The organism is Pyxidicoccus sp. M6, from assembly GCF_055568925.1.
In genome coordinates, this window is the sequence record NZ_CM145714.1 from 7,722,557 (window position 1) to 7,739,740 (window position 17,184).

Consider the following 17,184-nt stretch of genomic DNA (forward strand, 5'->3'; position numbering starts at 1 on the left):
GTGGACAACCGTCGACGGCGCAAGGTGTGGCTCGGGGTGGCGGGACTGCTGTTCGTGCTGGCCGCGGTGTTGATGTTCACCGGTCAGGGTGACGAGCTGCCCAAGGGTGAGGCCCCCCGGGTGGAGTTCCCCCGGAGGATGAGCGGCGAAGAGCGTGAGCGCGCCGAGAAGCGCCGCACGTGGGTGATGCCTACGGTGGTGGACGCTGGCACGGCGCCGGAGCACAAGCGTCCGAGAGATCCGCTCCTCGCGGCGCTGCCCCGGGGCACGGGCCGCACGGCGGTGGTGATTGAAGCCAACGCGCTGAGGCACTCGCCAATCGGGGAGCTGCTGCTGGACTGCATGCTGCGGGACGGAGGCAAGGAGCTGAACGAGTTCCGCCAGAAGAGCGGCGTGGACCCGCTCCAGGATTTGGACCGCCTGGTGATTACCGACGAGGGAATGATGCTCTCGGGGAACTTCGGCAACGCGAAGGTCCAGGAGCTGCTGGGCGACGCGGTGTCGATGGACTACGGCGAGGGCGCGCGGGTGTACGAGCCGGGCGAGAGGACGGTGACGCTGTCGGACGGCGGCACGGAGACGCGGCGCAGGAACGCGGCGGTGGGCATGTGGAACAACCAGCTCCTGATGTTTGGCAAAACGCCCGATGACATCAAGGCGGCCGTCGACCGCGTGGAGGGGCGTGGCCCGGACGAGCCATCCGTGATTCCGGAGAACAGCACGTACGGCGAGATGTACGGGGTGATGGCGGTGGACCAGCTCGCTCGCCTGCTCCCGCCGGACCAGCAGGAGCTGGCGCAGCGGCTGCGCGACGTGGCGCAGAACGTGGAGCTGCACGTGGATGCGAGCTCGGACGTGGCGCTGGTGGCGGAGGTGCGTGGCCCGGACGCGGACAAGGTGACCGATTTGGGCAAGTCGCTGGGCGCCGCGCTGTCCCTGGCGCGCATGAAGGCGCAGGCCGAGGGACAGAAGGACGTGGCGCAGCTTTTGGACTTCGCCCGCGTGCAGCCGGATGGCTCGACGTTCAAGCTGGAGATGGCCGTGCCGCTGGAGGCCATCAAGGAACGTCTGGCTTTCTGCAAGCAGGAGCGCGAGGCGGCGGAGGCGTCCGCGGACACGAAGTAGCCCGGGTGTGCACGCACCCGGGAGCCCCCACAGTGCGTGCATTCCCTTGCAGTGCGTCGACCCATTACATTCACGCCCACTCTTGGCATTCGAGGGGATGAGATGGATTGGTCGAGCGTCCTGGTCAGCGGTGTGGTGGGCGGAGTCGCGGGAGGTCTCGCGGCAGCGCTGGGCCATGCGTCGAAGCTGGGGAAGAACGTCACGCTGGCGCTGGTGACGGTGGCGGCGGTGGGCTCTGGCTTTGGCTGGCGGGCGTACCAGAACCGGCGGCCGGTGGACTACGAAGGCATGGTGGCGGAGCTGCTGGCGAAGGAGCCCACCAACGGCATGGAGCGCTACCTGCGGCACTGGGCGCAGGCCACGCAGAACCACCCCGAAATCCGCCAGTGGTTCGAGTCCACGCCGGGCATGAAGCTCGATGAGCGGCAGCAGGCGTCGATGATGAAGACGAAGGCCGGGCTGAACCGGCTGTCCGACGAGGACCTGGTGCTGCGGATGGAAATCCTCGCCCGGATGGTGGAAGGGGCGGAGGTGAAGGATTGCGCCGCCTTCGGCCGTGGGGACATCAAGGAGGAAGGGCTCGGCCGGATCTTCAACGGGATGGACGACGAGTCCCTCCAGAAGTTCAGCGTGATTGTGGCGAAGGCCATGGCCGCCGACCTGCGGCAGGACCCGTCCCGCAAGCCGTGGCATGCGGATGTGACGCAGGCCTTCGGTCAGATTGGAGCGGACATGGGCTCGATTGAGCGGCAGCGGCTGGCCACGAATCTCCAGACCATGACCAGCCTCTCCGACGACGACGCCTGCTGGACGACGCGGACGCTGTACCAGAAGGGTCTGGATTTGCGCGGGCGGCACAAGAGCGCGCTGGCGCTGGCGCTCACGGGGAATTGAGACGTCCTGCCATTCATGGCGCGCCTACCGCAGTGGCGTGTCCAGGAACGCGGGCCGGTTGTCTGTAATCTGCCCGCCGGCCGCGAGGAATCGGCTTCCCACCGGAGGCCGCGCGTCATCGAGCACGTAACCGAAGTCGAGCCGGAACGGGATGATGTTGAACTGCGGCAGCAACACCCGCAGCCCCACGCCCACCGAGCTCACCAGCTTCGGGCGCCGCTCGAACGCGCTCCCTGCGTCGTAGAACAACACCCCGCCCACGTGCAGCGTGCGGATGATGAGCGGCGGCGTGCGGTACTCGGCATTGAACAGCAGCAGCCTGCGACCGGCGTATGCGTCCACTGGCGCACCGCGCAGCCCGTTGCCACCGCCCAGCAACACCACCCGCTCATTCACGTCGTCGATGTTCACATCCAAGAGCCCGCGCACGACGAAGCGCCCGCCCAGCAGCTTCGGCGAGACGCCGTGCACCTCCGTGGCCCAGCGGCGGTTCGTCCATCCTGCCCCGTCTCCGAACTGGCGTCGCACCGTGCCCGCGACGGACGCCGTCAGGAGCGCATCCCCCAGGCGCACGCGGTAGCGCGCGGACACGCCGGTCTCCGCGAAGTGAGCGCCAGCGGCGAGCACGGGTGGCGCGTAGCGCACCGTGGCCGTCATCGAGGGCCCCACCTGGAAGTCCTCGGACAGCGAATAGGTGTCCACGTCGCGCAGCACCTCGAATTGCGAGCGATAGATGCGCAGCGCTCCGGTGGCGTAGAGCGCGTCCTCGGAGCGCGGCAGGAAGTTCGCCTGGAACCACGCGCTCTGCCCCGCATCCAGGCGTGACTCCACCGGCGGCGAGTACGCCTTGTGGTACGCGCCGGCTCCGCCACCCGCCTCCCACTTGAGCACCTCGCCCCAGGAGCGCAGGTAGAGCACGCTGCCCGCCACCTCGCGCGCGTTGAAGACGTACGGCACGGGCTCACCGCCCGGGTACGGAAGCTGCCAGACATCCGCACCCCGGAACGTGCGGGACGTCTCCATGTTCCACGTCACCTGGGACGTGAGGCTCCACCGCGTGGCCAGCGAATACAGCGGCCGGCTCAGGACGATGTTGCCGCGCGAGCCCTCCGCCCGGCCGCTCTCCCTGCCGAGGATGACGGCCGCGGACTCATTCAGCGTCCAGCGGCTGCCGAGCAACTGCTTGTCGATGTAGCTCTGCCCGAGCGAATACGTGTCCAGCGTCAGGGAGAAGTCGAGCGCCACCTTCTTCCCGCGGCCGAGGAAGTTGTCCTCGGTGGCCGACAGGCGCAGGTACTGCAACAGCGAGCCCACGGCGGAGAAGTCATTGTTGAGCCGCAGCGACCACACGTCCTTGGTGACGACGAGCAGCGTCACCGAGCCGGGTGTCTCGCCGCGCACCGCCACCGTGCGCACCACGGCGAAGATGCCCAGTTCACGCAGGTTGCGCGCCGTCTCGTCCGCGAGCGCCGCTGAGTAGGGCTGTCCCGGCGTGAGCAGCACTTCGCGGCGGACTACTTCCTCACGTGAGCGAACATGGAGGCTGTTGAGAAAACCTGGATACGGGTCGCTCTCGGCGACCACGTACTCCCGCGCCACCAGCACGGTTTCCAGCGGCTTGCCCTCGGGCGAGGGGTCCACCTCGCGGCCGTGCTGGGCCAGGCCCCACTGCACGAGGAGCTCCTCGTAGTTCACCTGGGCGCTGGAGACATCCACGGGCTCCGGCGAAGTCGACGCGAGGGGAACGAACAGCAGGGCCAGCAGCGGGAGCGACACACGCGGCATCCTGGCAGGACACCGTGGCGGCACCGTTGCATCTGTGTGTCACGAGCAAGGCAACCGTGTGGCTCAGACAATCATCGCCCGCACTTCGTCGGTGAAAGCATGTTCGTCATCCGCATGCACCACGAGGGGCGGGAGCACCGTCAGGTCCGCCCTGCCCCCCTTCACCGCGTGGAGCAGCACCAGCTTCGCGGGACGGTCTCCGCGCGGGTGCACCCAGCGCACGGTGCGCGGCTCCAGCCGGTGCGCTCGCAGCACGGCCACCAGGTCTCCGAAGCGCGACGCTGGATACACCATGCACAGCGAGCCCCGTGACACCAACAGGTGGTTCGCCGCACGCGCCACATCCGGCAGCTCACACGCCAGCTCGTGCCGTGCAATCGCCTTCTCAATCGACAGGCTGCTGCGCCCCGACGTGCGCGCCCGGTACGGCGGATTGCAGAGCACGTGCGCGAAGCTGCCCACCAGGAACTGGTCCTGCACGCGGCGCAGGTCGCCCTGCACCAGCGTCACCTCGCGCTCGCAGCGATTCAGATACACGTTGCGTTCGGCCAGCGAGAACAGCCGCGGCTGCAGTTCCAGCGCGGTGATGTCCTTGCGGCCCAGCCTCCGCGCGAGCACCAGCGGGATGATTCCGCAGCCTGTTCCCAAATCCATCAGCCGGCCCCGCAGCGCTCCGGCCTCGTACACCGCGAAATGCGCCAGCAGCAGCGGATCCAACGTGAAGCGATAACCGAGGCGGCGCTGCAGCACCTGCACCTCTCCGCCACAAATCGCATCGAGGGTCTCCCCGGGCCCCGGATGGAGCTCGAGCCGCACGCGCCGGGGCCAGTCCGGCAGGGTTCGTGTCAGGACCCTCACGCTGGAAAGCTAGGCTTCACGATCCAGGAACAAAAGGCCCGCGGGTGGAAGCGGCTCCACCCGGAGTGTCCTCGGCGGCAATGTCGCCTGCGCCTCCATCACGGCCCGCACCTCCCACACCGGCGGAGGGTTGAGGGCGAAGCCCGCCTGGAAGGTGCCCTCTTCCACTCCTCGCACCAGCGACTCCAGTCCCTGCACCGGGAACACCTGCGGGTGTCCCGGCGCCTCCGGGTCCTTGATGCCCAGCACCGTGCGCAACACCAGCGCGTTGAGCAGCGCCAGGTCCAGGCTCCGCAGCGTCGGATTCCTCGGCGCGCCCTTCAGATGCGCCAGGTCCAATCCCTGACGGAAGCGCAGGATTCGGCCCCGTCCACCCGGCAACACCAGCAGCACCGCGTGGTGTCCGGTGATGAGCGTTGCCAGGCGCTCGCGCGCGGCGGCCAGGCCTCGCGGCGTGTCCAGCGGCTCATCCAATTCATAGACGCGCGCATACGCCGTCACGAGCGTGAGGAATGTCTCTTCCTTGAAAGTCTCCACGCCCTTCAGGGCGCGGTGGATGGGCTGGAGCTCCAGGCCGGGGTCCGACAGAGGCACCACCGCCGCCAGCGCGGGGCCACCCTCGTCCAGCGCCGCCAGCGGGCGCATGGGCGCCTCGTCCAGCACCGCCTGGATGCGCTTGGACAGCGGCGAGGGCTCGATGCGCCGCAGCGATATCGGGTGGCCGTCGAACTGCCCCTGCCAGACGGTAATCGCCCGCTCCGAGGCCTCCGCCAACAACCCGCGCAGGACACCATGGTCGTCCGCGGTGAGGGTGACGGCGGGCTCGGCCTCCCAGGCGCGAGGCCGGTACGGGTCATGTTCCAGCGGCTGGCCCGCGTCCGCGTTCAGCGCGCAGAGGAGGAAGCGCACCGGCGGGCCGCCCAGCTTGCCGGCGGAGCTGTGGATTTCGGCCAGGTACAGCGCCGGACGCGCGTCGCGCAGCAGGGCTCCCGCCTCGCGCAGCCGTCGCAGTTCCGCCGTGGGGTTCGCCGCCCCCAGCAGGGAGCGCACGTGGGAAGGCTGGGGCGCCGCGTTGCTCCGCGGCACGTAGTCGCTGGGCTCCAGCCGGGACTCCAGCGAGGCCATGAGGGCCGAGAAGGGATGGACGCGCGCCATGTCGGGGGGAAGGTGGTGCTTCCTGCCCCGCCGTGCCATGGCGCCCGCCCGGCCGCCCAGCGGCCCGTCTACCACCAGACGTTCGTGTAGCGCTTCTCCCGCTTCGTGGGGCCGCCCACCATCTTCAGCGACGAGCGGTCCACGCTCTCCTCCCACAGCAGGCTCACGGTGGTGATGGCGCCCGCGGAGCCGAGGAAGGACAGCACGTACGGCGTGGACTGATCGAAGCCGCCCAGCACCAGACCGGAGATGAGCAGCACCGCCGCGCCCACGCCGGCGCCGAACATGTCGGCGCGGAGGATCTGCGATGGCGTCGGGTTGTAACGCATGGTGGCGAGCGCCAGCGCGCCCGCGCCGATGCCCGGGGCGAGCAGCAGCGCGTCGCGCCACGTCTTGCCGGACACGTCCGTGCCGGAGAAGTGGATGACGGCCAGCAGCAGCGCCGCATACGCCGTGGCCCACCCCGCGCCGGACGCCACCAGCAGGCCGTCGTTGAGCGGCAACTGCCCGCCGCCCAGGCCCGCGGTGAGCCACGCGCCCAGCTCCGCGCCGATGAAGGCGGACCAGGTCAGCACGCCCGCGTCCTGGGTGAACAGGTCCATGAAGCCGGCCATGAACATGCCGCCCACCACCGAGTTGCCGATGCCGAAGGCGGCCATCGGCTTGTCCACCCAGTTGTTGAACTGCCACCATGCGGACGCGCCGAAGCCCAGGCCCGCGCCGATGAGCGTGCCGGCCAGCATCGCCTCGCGAGAGCTCTGGTTGAAGTTGAAGTCGTTGGCGAAGGCCTGCGTGAAGAAGCCACCCAGCGCGCCGAGCGTCGTGTGGTGCAGCATGAACGTGAGGCTGCCAGGGCCAGACAGGAACGGGCCCTGACGGGGACGGCCGTCCAGCATCACCCCGGTGTCCTCGGGCGGCGGCGTGGAGGAAGCGGTGGCCGACGACGGCACCGCGGAGGGCTTCGACGGCTCCGTCTGCCCGTCCGGCGTCAGCGGCGCCTGCGGCTGCGTGATGAGCGAGCCCGGGTCCGGAGGAGCGCGAGGCGCATCCGTCGCCGTGGCGCCCGAGCCCTGTGGATTCTCCTGCGCGGGGACCTGCTGCGCGGTGGTGGGCTGCCCGTACGTGGGCTGCGGCGGCGCCGGGTACGTGTTCGGCGGCGGGTACGCGGGCTGCTGCTGAGGCGGCGGATACGCGTTCTGCGACGTCGGATCCGCAGGCTGCTGCGAGGGCGGGTACGCGCCCTGTGACGGCGGCGTCGCCTGCTGCTGCGGCGCGGGGTAGCTGTTCTGCGAGGGCGGGTAGCCCTGATTCACGGGCTGCTGCTGGGGCGGCGGATACGCGTTCTGCGACGCCGGGTCCGCGGGCTGCTGCTGGGGTGCCGGATAGCTGTTCTGCGAGGGCGGGTAGGCCTGATTCGCAGGCTGCTGCTGGGGCGCCGGGTAGGAATTCTGCGGTGGCGCGTACCCCTGCTGTGGAGGTGGGTAGCCTGGCGACGTGCCCTGTGGCGGGGACGCGGGCGCGGGGGCCGGTGGAGCGGCGGGCTCCTGCGCATAGGCCGGCTGCTGCGGCTGCGCGTAGCCCGGCTGCGCGGAGGACGGGGGCGGCGTGGAGGGGTACGAAGTAGACGCCTGTGCGCCGGCGACGCCCGGCACGGCGAGCGCCAGGGCGAGGGCGGCGCTGGAGAGACAGCTCCAGAATCTCGGATGTGGCACGCAACGGCTCCTTGGGTCTGCCGGCGGCGCAGAAGACCACAACCCGTGCCGGAGCGCCGGTTTTTGGGCACTTCCGTCCACTTCCGGGCCCTCAGGCCTACGCCGGCACCGGCCACTCCCCACGCCCCGCGCGTTCACGGACACGCGAAGAAGCGCCTGTTGCTGCAACTCCATGGCGGCTGGCGGCGCGTGGTGCAGCGCCACCTCCCGGCCCCCGCGGCCACTGACGCGACACGTCCGAAAACTGTATACGAAAAACATGTATTAAAATTCGCGACGCGGAAGTCGCCCGCGCATCGGGAGCCGTATGCCCATCGGGTTCTCATGGTCCGAGCTTGGCGTGGACTCCGCGCGCGTCGTGGTCGCGAAGGACGTGCCTCTTCCCTCGGACGGGCGGGACTTCGTCCTCTACTGGTGCATGGTGAATCACCGGGCCGAGGAGAACCACGCGTTGGATGTGGCCATCGCCCTGGGCAATCACCTCGGCCTCCCGGTGGTCGTCTATCAGGCCATCCGCCCGGACTACCCCTACGCGTCGGACCGGCTCCACGCCTGGGCCCTCGAGGGAATGGCGGACATGGCGACGGGCTGTGCCTCGCGCGGCCTGCCCTACTGGCTGGAGCTGCCGCGCCGGAAGAAGGAGCACCGTCCCCGGCTCGCCGAGCTGGGCCGCCGCGCCGCCGCCGTCGTGTCGGACCTGTTTCCCACGTACATCATCCCCGGCCACCTGCGCGGCGCCGCGAAGGCGCTGGACGTGCCGCTGTTCGCGGTGGACGCGTCGTGCGTGGTGCCCATGCAGCGCATCGCCACGGTGCAGGCCGGCGCGTACACGCTGCGGCCCAAGCTGCAGAAGCTGTGGCCGGAGTACCTCGGCCGCACCCTGCCCGCCCGCGCCGTCAAGGCGGCCGCCGCGGGGCGCAAGCTGGAGCCGGGCTTCGACCTCGCGGACGCGCGCGCGGCCCGCGAGGCGCTGGGCTCCTTCGACATCGACCACTCGGTGGCTCCCATCCCCGAGCGCGGCGGGCGCAAGGCGGGGCTCAAGGCGCTCAACGCCTTCCTCCAGCGCATGGACGGCTACGACACGCAGCGCAGCGACCCGGGCCGCGCGCTCCAGTCCGGCCTGTCTCCCTACTTCCACTGGGGCAATGTCTTCGCGGGGGAAGCGGCGCGCGCCGTCATCCGCTCGCGCGGCACGGACCACCCCGCCGTACGCACCTTCCTCGAGGAGCTGCTGGTGCGGCGCGAGCTGGCCTTCAACTTCTGCTTCCACACGCCCGTGCCCCGGCAGATGACCGTGGACTCCCTGCCCGCCTGGGCGCGCGAGACGCTGGCCACGCACCAGAAGGACGCGCGCGAGCACCTCTACACGCTGGAGCAGCTCGAAGCAGCGAAGACGGGCGACGGCCTGTGGAACGCATCCCAGCGCGAGCTGCTGGAGCGCGGCCGCATCCACAACTACCTGCGCATGCTCTGGGGCAAGAAGCTCCTGGAGTGGAGCCCCACCCCCGAGGAGGGCCTGCGCCGCATCGCCCTGCTCAACGACAAGTACGCGGTGGACGGGAGAGACCCGGCCAGCGTGGCCAACTTCATGTGGGTGCTGGGGCTGCACGACAGGCCCTTCCAGGAGCGGAAGGTGCTGGGCAAGGTGCGGCCCATGAGCTCGCCGCGCACGGCGGAGAAGTACGACCTGGCGCCCTACATGGCCCGCTGGGGCCGGCCCGGAGACCCGCCGGTGAAGCTCAAGCGCCCTCGGGGCGTGGCCGGCCGGTGAGCAAGCCTGTTGACATCCGCGCCATCAAAAGTGAGACGGCGGTTCCCTTCCCGTCCGTGGGCCACTAAAGCCACGGACGGGTCACCGACATCAGGAGCCGGGCCATGGGCATGATGAAGTTCGATATCCCCCACTCCCTCCCGAAGGAGGAGGTGAAGCAGCGCGTCGAGCAGCTGCTGAAGTACTGGAGCGGCAAGTACGGCGTGAAGACGGACTGGGCGGGCGACGGCGCCAAGATCGCCGGCAAGGTGATGGGCATCCAGATGGATGCGTCCTTCGTCATCACCGACAACCAGGTGCAGGGCGAGGGCACGGACCCGGGCATGCTCCTGCGCAGCAAGGCGAAGTCCTACCTGCAGGAGAAGTTCGCCTCGGTGCTGGACCCGAAGAAGACGCTGGACCAGGTGAAGAGCAACCTGTCCTAGCGGCGCGGTGGGCTCGCGGCCCCTGCGACACTCAGCGCAGGGGCTGCTCCTCCAGCGCGGCGAGCGCATAGCGCGCCGCGCGGGAGATGGCGTCCGCCGAGTCCGGCATCTCCGGGTAGTGCCCGGCCAGCGGCCGCTGCGGGTAGCGCAGCTGGGCAATGGCGTTGCGATAGCTGCGCCGTGCCGAGTCCGGCTCCTGAGAGCGCTCGAACACCTGCGCCAGCAGGTAGTGGCCGATGGCCAGCGTGGGCTCGAGGAACAGCGCCTTGCTCAACTCCGAGCGCGCCTCCTCCAGCTTCCCCGCCTGCAGCGCCGCGACGCCGCCGAACACGCGCGCCTCCACGCACAGCGGCTCGCGCTGTATCGCCTGCGCGAAGGCCTCCCGCGCCTCGGGGATGCGGCCCGTGAGCGAGAAGAGGTTGCCCAGCGTCAGCAGCGCGTCCAAGTCACTCGGCTCGTCCGCGAGCAGCCGCTGCACGCCGGCGATGGCGGCCGGGAAGTCGCCCTGCGCCATCTTCCGCACGGCCATGGCCAGGCGCTCCGCGGGCGGCAGCAGCTTGGGCCACGCGGCCACCTGCACGTCCGGCACGGCGCTGCGCGTGGGCGTCACCGCCGGAAGCTCCTGGGTGATGCGCGGACGCGGGGCCTCCGCGGGCGTCACCGCCGGGAGCTCCTGGGTGATGCGCGGGCGTCCCAGGTCTCCGGTGCGCGGCAGCGTCCCCACGGGCGGCGGCGTGGACGGCGTCGCCGGGGCGCCCGGGATGTGCACGTGTCCCTTCGGCGCGGGAGGCGGCGCGGAGGGGGCCGCGGGCTTCGCGGTCGCCGCCGGGGCGTGCGCGCCCTTCGACAGGGCGCCGGACGCGGTCTCGGCCTGGATGCGCTTGCGCAGGTCCGCGGCGAAGGACTCGGGCGTCTGCTGCGGCTTGGACGCGTCCGACTCACCCGGATACGGCGTGATGCGCAGCGGCGGCGGACGGGCGCCCTTGTCGCTCAGCGGGCGCCGGTACACGAAGGCGCCGTCCACTTCGATCATCTCGAAGCGGTCATAGACCTTGAAGAGGCTCTCCGAGTACCCCAGGAAGAGCAGCCCGCCCGGCCGCAGCGCGGCGAGGAAGCGGTCCATCAGACCGCGGATGGTGGGCAGGTCGAAGTAGATGATGACGTTGCGGCAGAGGATGAGGTCCAGCGAGGACAGCCCCACCTTGTCGAAGACGGGGGCCGCGAGGTTCTGCCCGTCGAAGCGGATGTAGTCGCGCAGCGTCTGCTGCGCCTCGTAGCCTTCGTCCACGGGACGGAAGAAGCGCTTGAGCCGCTCCTGGCTGATGCTGATGCAGCGGCGCTGGGTGAAGCGCCCCTGCCGCGCGGCCTCCACCGCGGCCAGGTTCAGGTCGGTGGCCAGGAGGTCCACCTCCATGGCCAGCGCGCCCAGCTCGGCCAGCACCATGGCCACGCTGTAGGGCTCCTCACCCGTCGCGCAGCCGGCGGACCAGACGGACACGCGGCGCATCTCCCGCCGGGCGCGCGTCACCAGCTCCGGCAGCACGCTCTTCTCCAGCGCGCGGAACTGCTTGGCGTCGCGGAAGAACTCGGTGTGCCCCACCGTCACCAGGGGGAGGAACGAGCGCAGCTCCTCCTCGCCACCCGGGCCGAAGAGCTGAGCGAGGTACTTCTCCGGCTCCTCCACGCCCACCACGGGCATGCGCGTGGAGAGCGCCAGGCGGAGGCTGTGGAAGCCGTCCGGCGTGATCTTCAGGCCCGCACGCTCCAGGAGGAGCGCGGCGAGCTGCTGGAGGACCTTGTTGCTCGGGGTCAGCACGCGTCCACCCACTGGAGCAACTGGGCTCCAATCCGGTCCAGGGGCAGCACTTCCTGCGCGGCGCCCATCAGCACGGCCTCGCGGGGCATGCCCCAGACGACGGACGTGGCCTCGTCCTGCGCGATGGTCCTTCCACCACGCTCCCGAATCTCCTTCAACCCTCGCGCGCCGTCGCGCCCCATGCCCGTCAGGATGACCCCGATGCAGCGCGGGCCGAAGGCCTCGCCCGCGGAAGTGAGCAGCATGTCACACGAAGGTCTGAAACCGCGGAGCGCGGGCCCGGAGTCCAGCTCCAGTCTGCCCTCCGGTCGGACCAACAGGTGACTGCCCGACGGTGCGATGTACACCGTGCCGGGCCCCATCACCACCCCGTCCTCCGCCTCCTTCACTCGCAGCGCCGTCTCCATGGCAAGCCAGTGGGCGAGGCCCTCGGTGAAGCCCTCGCTGATGTGCTGGCAGTACGCCACCGGCGCGGGGAAGCCGCGCGGAATCATCCGCAGCACCTGCGCCACCGCCTTGGGTCCGCCCAGCGACGCGGCGATGGCCACCAGCGGATACGGCGGAGGCGCGTCCTCGCGCGGCGTGCGCGGCAGCGGGCGCGTGCTCACCTGCCGCACCGCCTTCACCTGCGCCAGCATCACCAGCTTGCGCGAGACATGGCCCCAGAAGTCAGCGCCGGGAGTCGCCGGGCGCTCCACCACGTCCAGCGCGCCCAGGGCCACGGCCTGGAAGGCGTCCTGCCCGGACAGCGCGCCCGGGTGCAGCGCGAGGATGGGCACCGGCCGCTCCACCATGACCTGCTCAATCGCCTCCAGCGACTCGCGCGCGCTCAGGTCCACGAGCAGCACGTCCGGGAAGTGGCGCTGCACCGCCACCAGCGCGTTGGCGAACTCGACTTCCATGGGGCCCACGGGGACCAGCGACTCCCCGTCGAAGAGGCCGCGCGCGGCGAGCGCACGCAGCCCCTTGCCCACCATGAGCACCCGGAATGCCATTCCTGCCGCTGGAGGACCGCCCAAGCGTGGCTCCTCAGGTCAGCCGGTCGATGGCCTGCGCGAGAATCTCCACGCCCAGCTCACCCTTGACGAGGTAGGCGTCCGCACCCGCGTCCAGACCGCGGCGCTTGTCCTCCGGAGAGGCCAGCGAGGACAGGATGATGACGGGGATGCGGGCCACCGCCGGCGTGGACTTGAGCCGCCGCGCCAGCGAGAAGCCGTCCATCTTCGGCATCTGCACGTCGGTGAGGATGAGGTCGTACTGGTTGTTCTGCACCTTCGCGTACGCCTCCTCGCCGTCCTGCGCCTCCTCGAGCGAGTGCCCCAACGCCTTGACCAGCGCCCCTTCCGTGGCGCGGGCAATGGGCGAGTCGTCCACCAGCAGCACCCGCAGGCGCTTGGCCGCCGGAGCCTGGGTGACGGGACGCGCCATGCGGCGCACCTCGGCCATGATGTCCGGCACGTGCAGCAGCACGGCGATGCGGCCGTCCTCCAGCGCGGCGGTGCCGGCGATGAAGGGCGCGCCCTTGAGGAACTCGCCGCCGCAGGGCTTCACGGCCACTTCGCGCTCGTCCACGAAACCGTCCACGACGAGCGCCGCGTGGTCCTCGCCGTGACGCACCACCACCGCGGGCGGCTTGTCGAAGCGGTTGCCACCGTTGAGGCCCAACAGCGGCCCCAGCGCCACCAGCGCGGTGGGCTTGCCACGGTGACGCACCGCGAGCGTGCCGAAGATTTCGAGCCGGTCCTCGGGCTTCACGCGCATCACCGCTTCCACGTCCGCGGCGGGCATGCCGTAGACGTCGTCGCCCAGGCGCACCAGCAGCACCTTCATGAGGGCGAGCGACTGCGGCAGACGGAGCGTAATCGTGGTGCCACGGCCGATGCGGCTGTTGACGCCCACCGAGCCGCCCAGCGTCTCCACCTTCCGCTTCACCACGTCCATGCCCACGCCACGGCCGGACAGCTCGCTGACCTGGTCGCGGGTGGAGAAGCCGGGGCGGAAGATGAGCTCGATGGCCTCGCGCTCGGACAGCGCGGCGGCCTGCACCTGGGTGATGAGGCGCTTGTTGACGGCGGCCTGGCGCAGCCGCTCCGGGTCCATGCCGCGGCCGTCGTCCTCCACCTCGATGTGGAGCATGTCGCCGTCCACGCGGACCTTGATGCGGATGCGGCCCGTGAGCGGCTTGCCGAGCTGCTGACGAACGTCCGGGTTCTCCACGCCGTGGTCCACGGAGTTGCGCAGGAGGTGCACGAGCGCGTCGCGCACGTCACCGAGCATGGAGCGGTCCACGCCGATGTCGGCGTTCTCGATGACGAGGTCCACCTCCTTGCCCTGCGTGCGCGACATCTCGCGCACCGCGCGCGGGAAGGCGTCGAACACGGTGGACAGCGGCACCAGCCGGGCCTCGGCCACGTGGTCCGCCATCTTCGCGAGGTTGCCGTGCAGCGTGTTGATGCCGTCGTCGTTGCGCCGCACGAAGCGGAACGCATCGTCGCGCAGCATGTGGAGGTCGCTCTCCACGCGGTCCAGCAGCGCGCGCACGTCGGACGAGATGTCCAGATGCTCCGCCAGCCGCATGAACCTGTCACCGAGGCGGCTGAAGCGCTCGAAGAGCTCCTCCGTCTCGGAGCTGCGCAGCCGGCCGCGGGCGCTCTCCACGAGCAGGTCGCCCGCGAGCAGGCCCAGCGAGTCCAGCACCTCCACGTTGACGCGGATGGTGCGGTCCGCCACGGCGGACTTCGCCACGGCCTGTGCCTCTTCGGCGCCAGCAGCCGGAGCATGCGCTGCGGGAGCCTCCGCGCGCGGAGCCGGAGCCGCGGGCGCGGCGTGGGCCACGGGCTGCGCGGCGACCGGAGCCGGTGCAGCCACCGGAGCCGGAGCCGCCACGGGCGCCGCCACTGGAGCAGCGGGCGCCGCGGGCTTGGGGGCCGCGGGCTTGGGCCCGAACGAGGGCGGCTCCTGGCCGGAAACCTCGGCGAGCGCGCGGACCATCTCCGCGCTCGCGTCGTTGCCGGTGTTGGCGGACGCCAGGTCCTCGTTCAAATCAGAGAGGACGTCACACGCCCTGAGCAGGACGTCGGTGGCAATCTCCGTGGCCGTCTTGCCCTCGCGCTCGGCGCGCAGGACGTCCTCGGCGGCGTGCGCCAGCTGCCCGATGGCGGCCAGACCCAACATGCGGGCCTCGCCCTTCATCGTGTGCAGCTCGCGCGCGACGTCCTCCGCGGCCTGGTCCGCGGTCTCCTTCTCCAGGTCCAACACCCCCAGCTGAATCTTCTGGAGTCGGTCGGCTGTGACCTCCTGGAACTTCTTCAGGAGGGACTTCTTGAGTGCCTCGGTGTCCATGGCCGGCGTTCGCCCCTCCCGCTCCAGGAAGTGCTAGTCGGCCTTGAAGCGCTTGATGAGCTCTGCCAGCCGGCCCGCGAGCTGAGTGAGCTCCGCCGCCGCGCCCGTGGCCTGCTTGGACGCCTGCGTCGTCTGGCGCGTCACGTCCTCGATCTCCGCCATGGACGCCACGACCTGCTCCGTCGCCGTGCGCTGCTGCTGCGTGGCGAGGTTGATGACGCGGGCCGCGTCGCTGGTCTCCTGCACGCCGGCGAGGATTCCCTCCACCGCCTGCGCCGCCACCGCGCCCAGCTTCTCGCCGGACTCGGTCGCCGTCTTGGAAGCCTCCGCCGCACCGGCCGCCGCGGCCGTGGCCTCGCGAATCTCGGTGATGAGGTTCTTGATCTCCTTGGTGGAGTCCAGGACGTTCTCCGCGAGGCGCCGCATCTCCGCCGCGACGATGGAGAAGCCCTTGCCCGCCTCACCCGCGCGGCTGCCTTCCAGCGCCGCGTTCAGCGCCAGCAGGTCCGAGCGGTCCGCAATCTCGTCGATGACCTCGACCACCGTGCCGATGCGCTCCACGCGCTTGGACAGCTTGGCGATGGAGTCCGCCACCGCGACGCCGTCGCTGCGAATCTGCTGCATGGCCTGGATGAACTCGCCGATGGCGCCACGGCCCGCGCGAGCGGCACCGAGCGTCTCCTCGGCCACGCGCGCCACGCTGCCCGCGTTCTCCGCGATCTGCGCGGACGCGTGCTTCAGCTCCTCCATGGTGGCGGTCGTCTCGTGGATGGCCGCCGCCTGCTCCGTGGAGGACGTCTCGTGCTGCGTGGAGGCCGCGAGCACCTGGTTGGCGGACGAGGACAGGCGCAGCGCCGCCTCGTTGATCTCCCGCACGAAGGTGCGCAGCGTCTCGATGACCTTGCCGAAGCCCTCGAGCAGGGGCCCGAGCTGGGGGTCTTCGGTGGTGGTGTTCCACCGGGACAGGTCACCCTCGCGCACCAGGCCGATGAGCGAGTCCAGCGCCTGGTCGATTTCCTGCGCCGACACCTGCTTGCGGTGCTCGGACGCGGCGAGGTTGTCGAGCACCTGGTTCAAGAGGTGCGCCATCTCCGCGCCGCCCTCGCCCGCCAGCTCCTTGGGGACGCGGGCCTGGAGGTTGCCGGAGAGCACCGACAAGAGCGTGTCGGTGAAGGCCTTGTACTGCGCCGGGTTGGGGGACGTCGCCGTGTTGGCGCTGGCCTTGGCGCCCGCGGCCGCCTTGGAGGCGGGGGCCTTCCGAGGGGAGCGAGCCTTGGACGTGGACTTGTCGTTGGGGGTGTCCAGGGACATTGCGGTCAGTGCCTTCCTTGAGTTCCTTGGGTCCTGGCGGTTTCGACCAGATCGATGAGCAACACGGCGCGTTCCTCTTCGAGGCACACGCCTACTGCATAGGGAGCCGCGCCGGCCGTGGGGGGCATCCGGCGGAGCGAGGAGAACGGGATGGTGCGGACGGCGTGGACGGCGTCCACCTTCAGGTGGCCCTCGCCTTCCGGCGTGTCGAAGACGAGCGCGCGGTGGCCTCGGTGCGGCAGGCCCAACTCGGGCAGCGTGATGTCTTCCGGCAGCGAGCGGTCGATGCGCAGCACCTGCGACGCGTCGGTGCCGTACACCGAGTCGCCGATGTCGAAGAAGAGGATGTCCACCTGGTTCTTCTCCTGCGGCTGCTCGTCGTTCATCGAGCCACCGCCCGCTGCCGCGCCGTCTGGAGCAGCTTGGAGAAGTTGAGGAGGTTGATGGCGTCCTGCGCGCCGTGGCCATGCACCACGCCGAGCAGGTGCTCGGCGGCGGCGTCACCGCCCAGCGGCGGAGGGAGGATGTCCGCCACGGGAATGCGGCGCAGGCCGAGCACCGTGTCCGCGACGACACCGGCCACGTAGCTGCCGGTGATGCCGACGAACAGGCGGGTACGCGGGCCGATGCGCGCCTCTCCCTTGGAGAGGAAGCGCAGCAGGTCGACGACGGGCAGCACCTCGCCCCGGTGGCCGGTGACACCCATGATGAAGGAGGGTGTCCTCGGCAGGGGGGTAAGCAGGCCGGCGCGGAGTACCTCGAGCACATTCTCGCTGGGCACGCCAAGCCTCAGGTCTCCCACTCGGAAGCAGAAGAACTCCTGCTCCGGACGGGCCTGGGCGGCCACAGCGCGGTCCGGGGCCATCCGGAGAGCTCGCTGGAGGGGTGTCGGGGTCGTGGTCAAGGCGGCAAAGTATCCGGAGGGGACGAAAACCGGTCAAGTGGACGCGATGGGCCGGCCGCCTGGTCGCCGTTTCGATGGTCCGCGCG

14 protein-coding genes are annotated in these 17,184 nt (G+C 70.4%); 4 read left to right on the plus strand and 10 right to left on the minus strand.

The window, feature by feature from the left end:
• Both ACVTJA_RS30380 and ACVTJA_RS30385 read left to right on the plus strand, forming a co-directional pair.
• Entirely contained in the window at positions 1-1,125 is a 1,125-nt protein-coding gene (locus ACVTJA_RS30380; RefSeq protein WP_465825003.1) for a hypothetical protein, read from the plus strand.
• Positions 1,126-1,227: 102 nt separating this feature from the next.
• A complete protein-coding gene (locus ACVTJA_RS30385) occupies positions 1,228-2,019 on the plus strand; it encodes a hypothetical protein (RefSeq protein ID WP_465825005.1) in 792 nt (263 codons plus the stop codon).
• Between the two features lie 24 nt (positions 2,020-2,043).
• On the opposite strand, the gene ACVTJA_RS30390 is transcribed toward ACVTJA_RS30385, so the two are convergent.
• From ACVTJA_RS30390 to ACVTJA_RS30405, 4 genes are all read right to left on the minus strand, one after another.
• Positions 2,044-3,804 (minus strand): BamA/TamA family outer membrane protein, encoded by a 1,761-nt coding sequence (locus tag ACVTJA_RS30390; protein ID WP_465825007.1) that lies wholly within the window; start codon positions 3,802-3,804, stop codon positions 2,044-2,046.
• A 63-nt stretch (positions 3,805-3,867) separates the two neighbouring features.
• Positions 3,868-4,662, minus strand: a complete 795-nt coding sequence (locus ACVTJA_RS30395; RefSeq protein WP_465825009.1) for a tRNA1(Val) (adenine(37)-N6)-methyltransferase — start codon at positions 4,660-4,662, stop codon at positions 3,868-3,870.
• Positions 4,663-4,671: 9 nt separating this feature from the next.
• Positions 4,672-5,817 carry a DUF1015 family protein gene (locus ACVTJA_RS30400; protein WP_465840545.1) on the minus strand — a complete coding sequence of 382 codons (1,146 nt, stop codon included), beginning with the start codon at positions 5,815-5,817 and terminating at the stop codon, positions 4,672-4,674.
• Between the two features lie 68 nt (positions 5,818-5,885).
• Positions 5,886-7,529, minus strand: a complete 1,644-nt coding sequence (locus tag ACVTJA_RS30405; RefSeq protein WP_465825011.1) for a hypothetical protein — start codon at positions 7,527-7,529, stop codon at positions 5,886-5,888.
• Between the two features lie 307 nt (positions 7,530-7,836).
• Here ACVTJA_RS30405 and ACVTJA_RS30410 point away from each other — a divergent pair, with 307 nt between their 5' ends.
• Entirely contained in the window at positions 7,837-9,300 is a 1,464-nt protein-coding gene (locus tag ACVTJA_RS30410; RefSeq protein ID WP_465825012.1) for a deoxyribodipyrimidine photo-lyase, read from the plus strand.
• Positions 9,301-9,404: 104 nt separating this feature from the next.
• The gene (locus ACVTJA_RS30415; protein WP_206727183.1) at positions 9,405-9,725 is read left to right on the plus strand and encodes a polyhydroxyalkanoic acid system family protein; all 321 of its coding nucleotides are present in this window, start codon (positions 9,405-9,407) and stop codon (positions 9,723-9,725) included.
• 31 nt (positions 9,726-9,756) lie between these two features.
• Here the strand turns inward: ACVTJA_RS30415 and ACVTJA_RS30420 are convergent, their stop codons facing one another.
• From ACVTJA_RS30420 to ACVTJA_RS30445, 6 genes are read right to left on the minus strand one after another with little or no spacing between them, the layout of a single operon-like run.
• Positions 9,757-11,541 carry a CheR family methyltransferase gene (locus tag ACVTJA_RS30420; RefSeq protein ID WP_465825013.1) on the minus strand — a complete coding sequence of 595 codons (1,785 nt, stop codon included), beginning with the start codon at positions 11,539-11,541 and terminating at the stop codon, positions 9,757-9,759.
• On the minus strand, positions 11,535-12,536 hold the full coding sequence (locus ACVTJA_RS30425; protein ID WP_465825014.1) for a chemotaxis protein CheB: 1,002 nt from the start codon (positions 12,534-12,536) through the stop codon (positions 11,535-11,537). Before ACVTJA_RS30425 ends, ACVTJA_RS30420 begins: the two co-directional genes overlap by 7 nt.
• 34 nt (positions 12,537-12,570) lie before the next feature.
• Positions 12,571-14,883, minus strand: a complete 2,313-nt coding sequence (locus ACVTJA_RS30430) for a response regulator (RefSeq protein ID WP_465825015.1) — start codon at positions 14,881-14,883, stop codon at positions 12,571-12,573.
• 33 nt (positions 14,884-14,916) lie between these two features.
• A complete protein-coding gene (locus ACVTJA_RS30435) occupies positions 14,917-16,194 on the minus strand; it encodes a methyl-accepting chemotaxis protein (protein ID WP_465825016.1) in 1,278 nt (425 codons plus the stop codon).
• A gap of 5 nt (positions 16,195-16,199) precedes the next feature.
• Positions 16,200-16,580, minus strand: coding sequence for a Frizzy aggregation protein FrzB (locus tag ACVTJA_RS30440; protein ID WP_465825017.1), 381 nt, complete (start codon positions 16,578-16,580; stop codon positions 16,200-16,202).
• Entirely contained in the window at positions 16,577-17,059 is a 483-nt protein-coding gene (locus ACVTJA_RS30445) for a chemotaxis protein CheW (protein ID WP_465825018.1), read from the minus strand. Before ACVTJA_RS30445 ends, ACVTJA_RS30440 begins: the two co-directional genes overlap by 4 nt.
• Positions 17,060-17,184 lie beyond the last annotated feature (125 nt).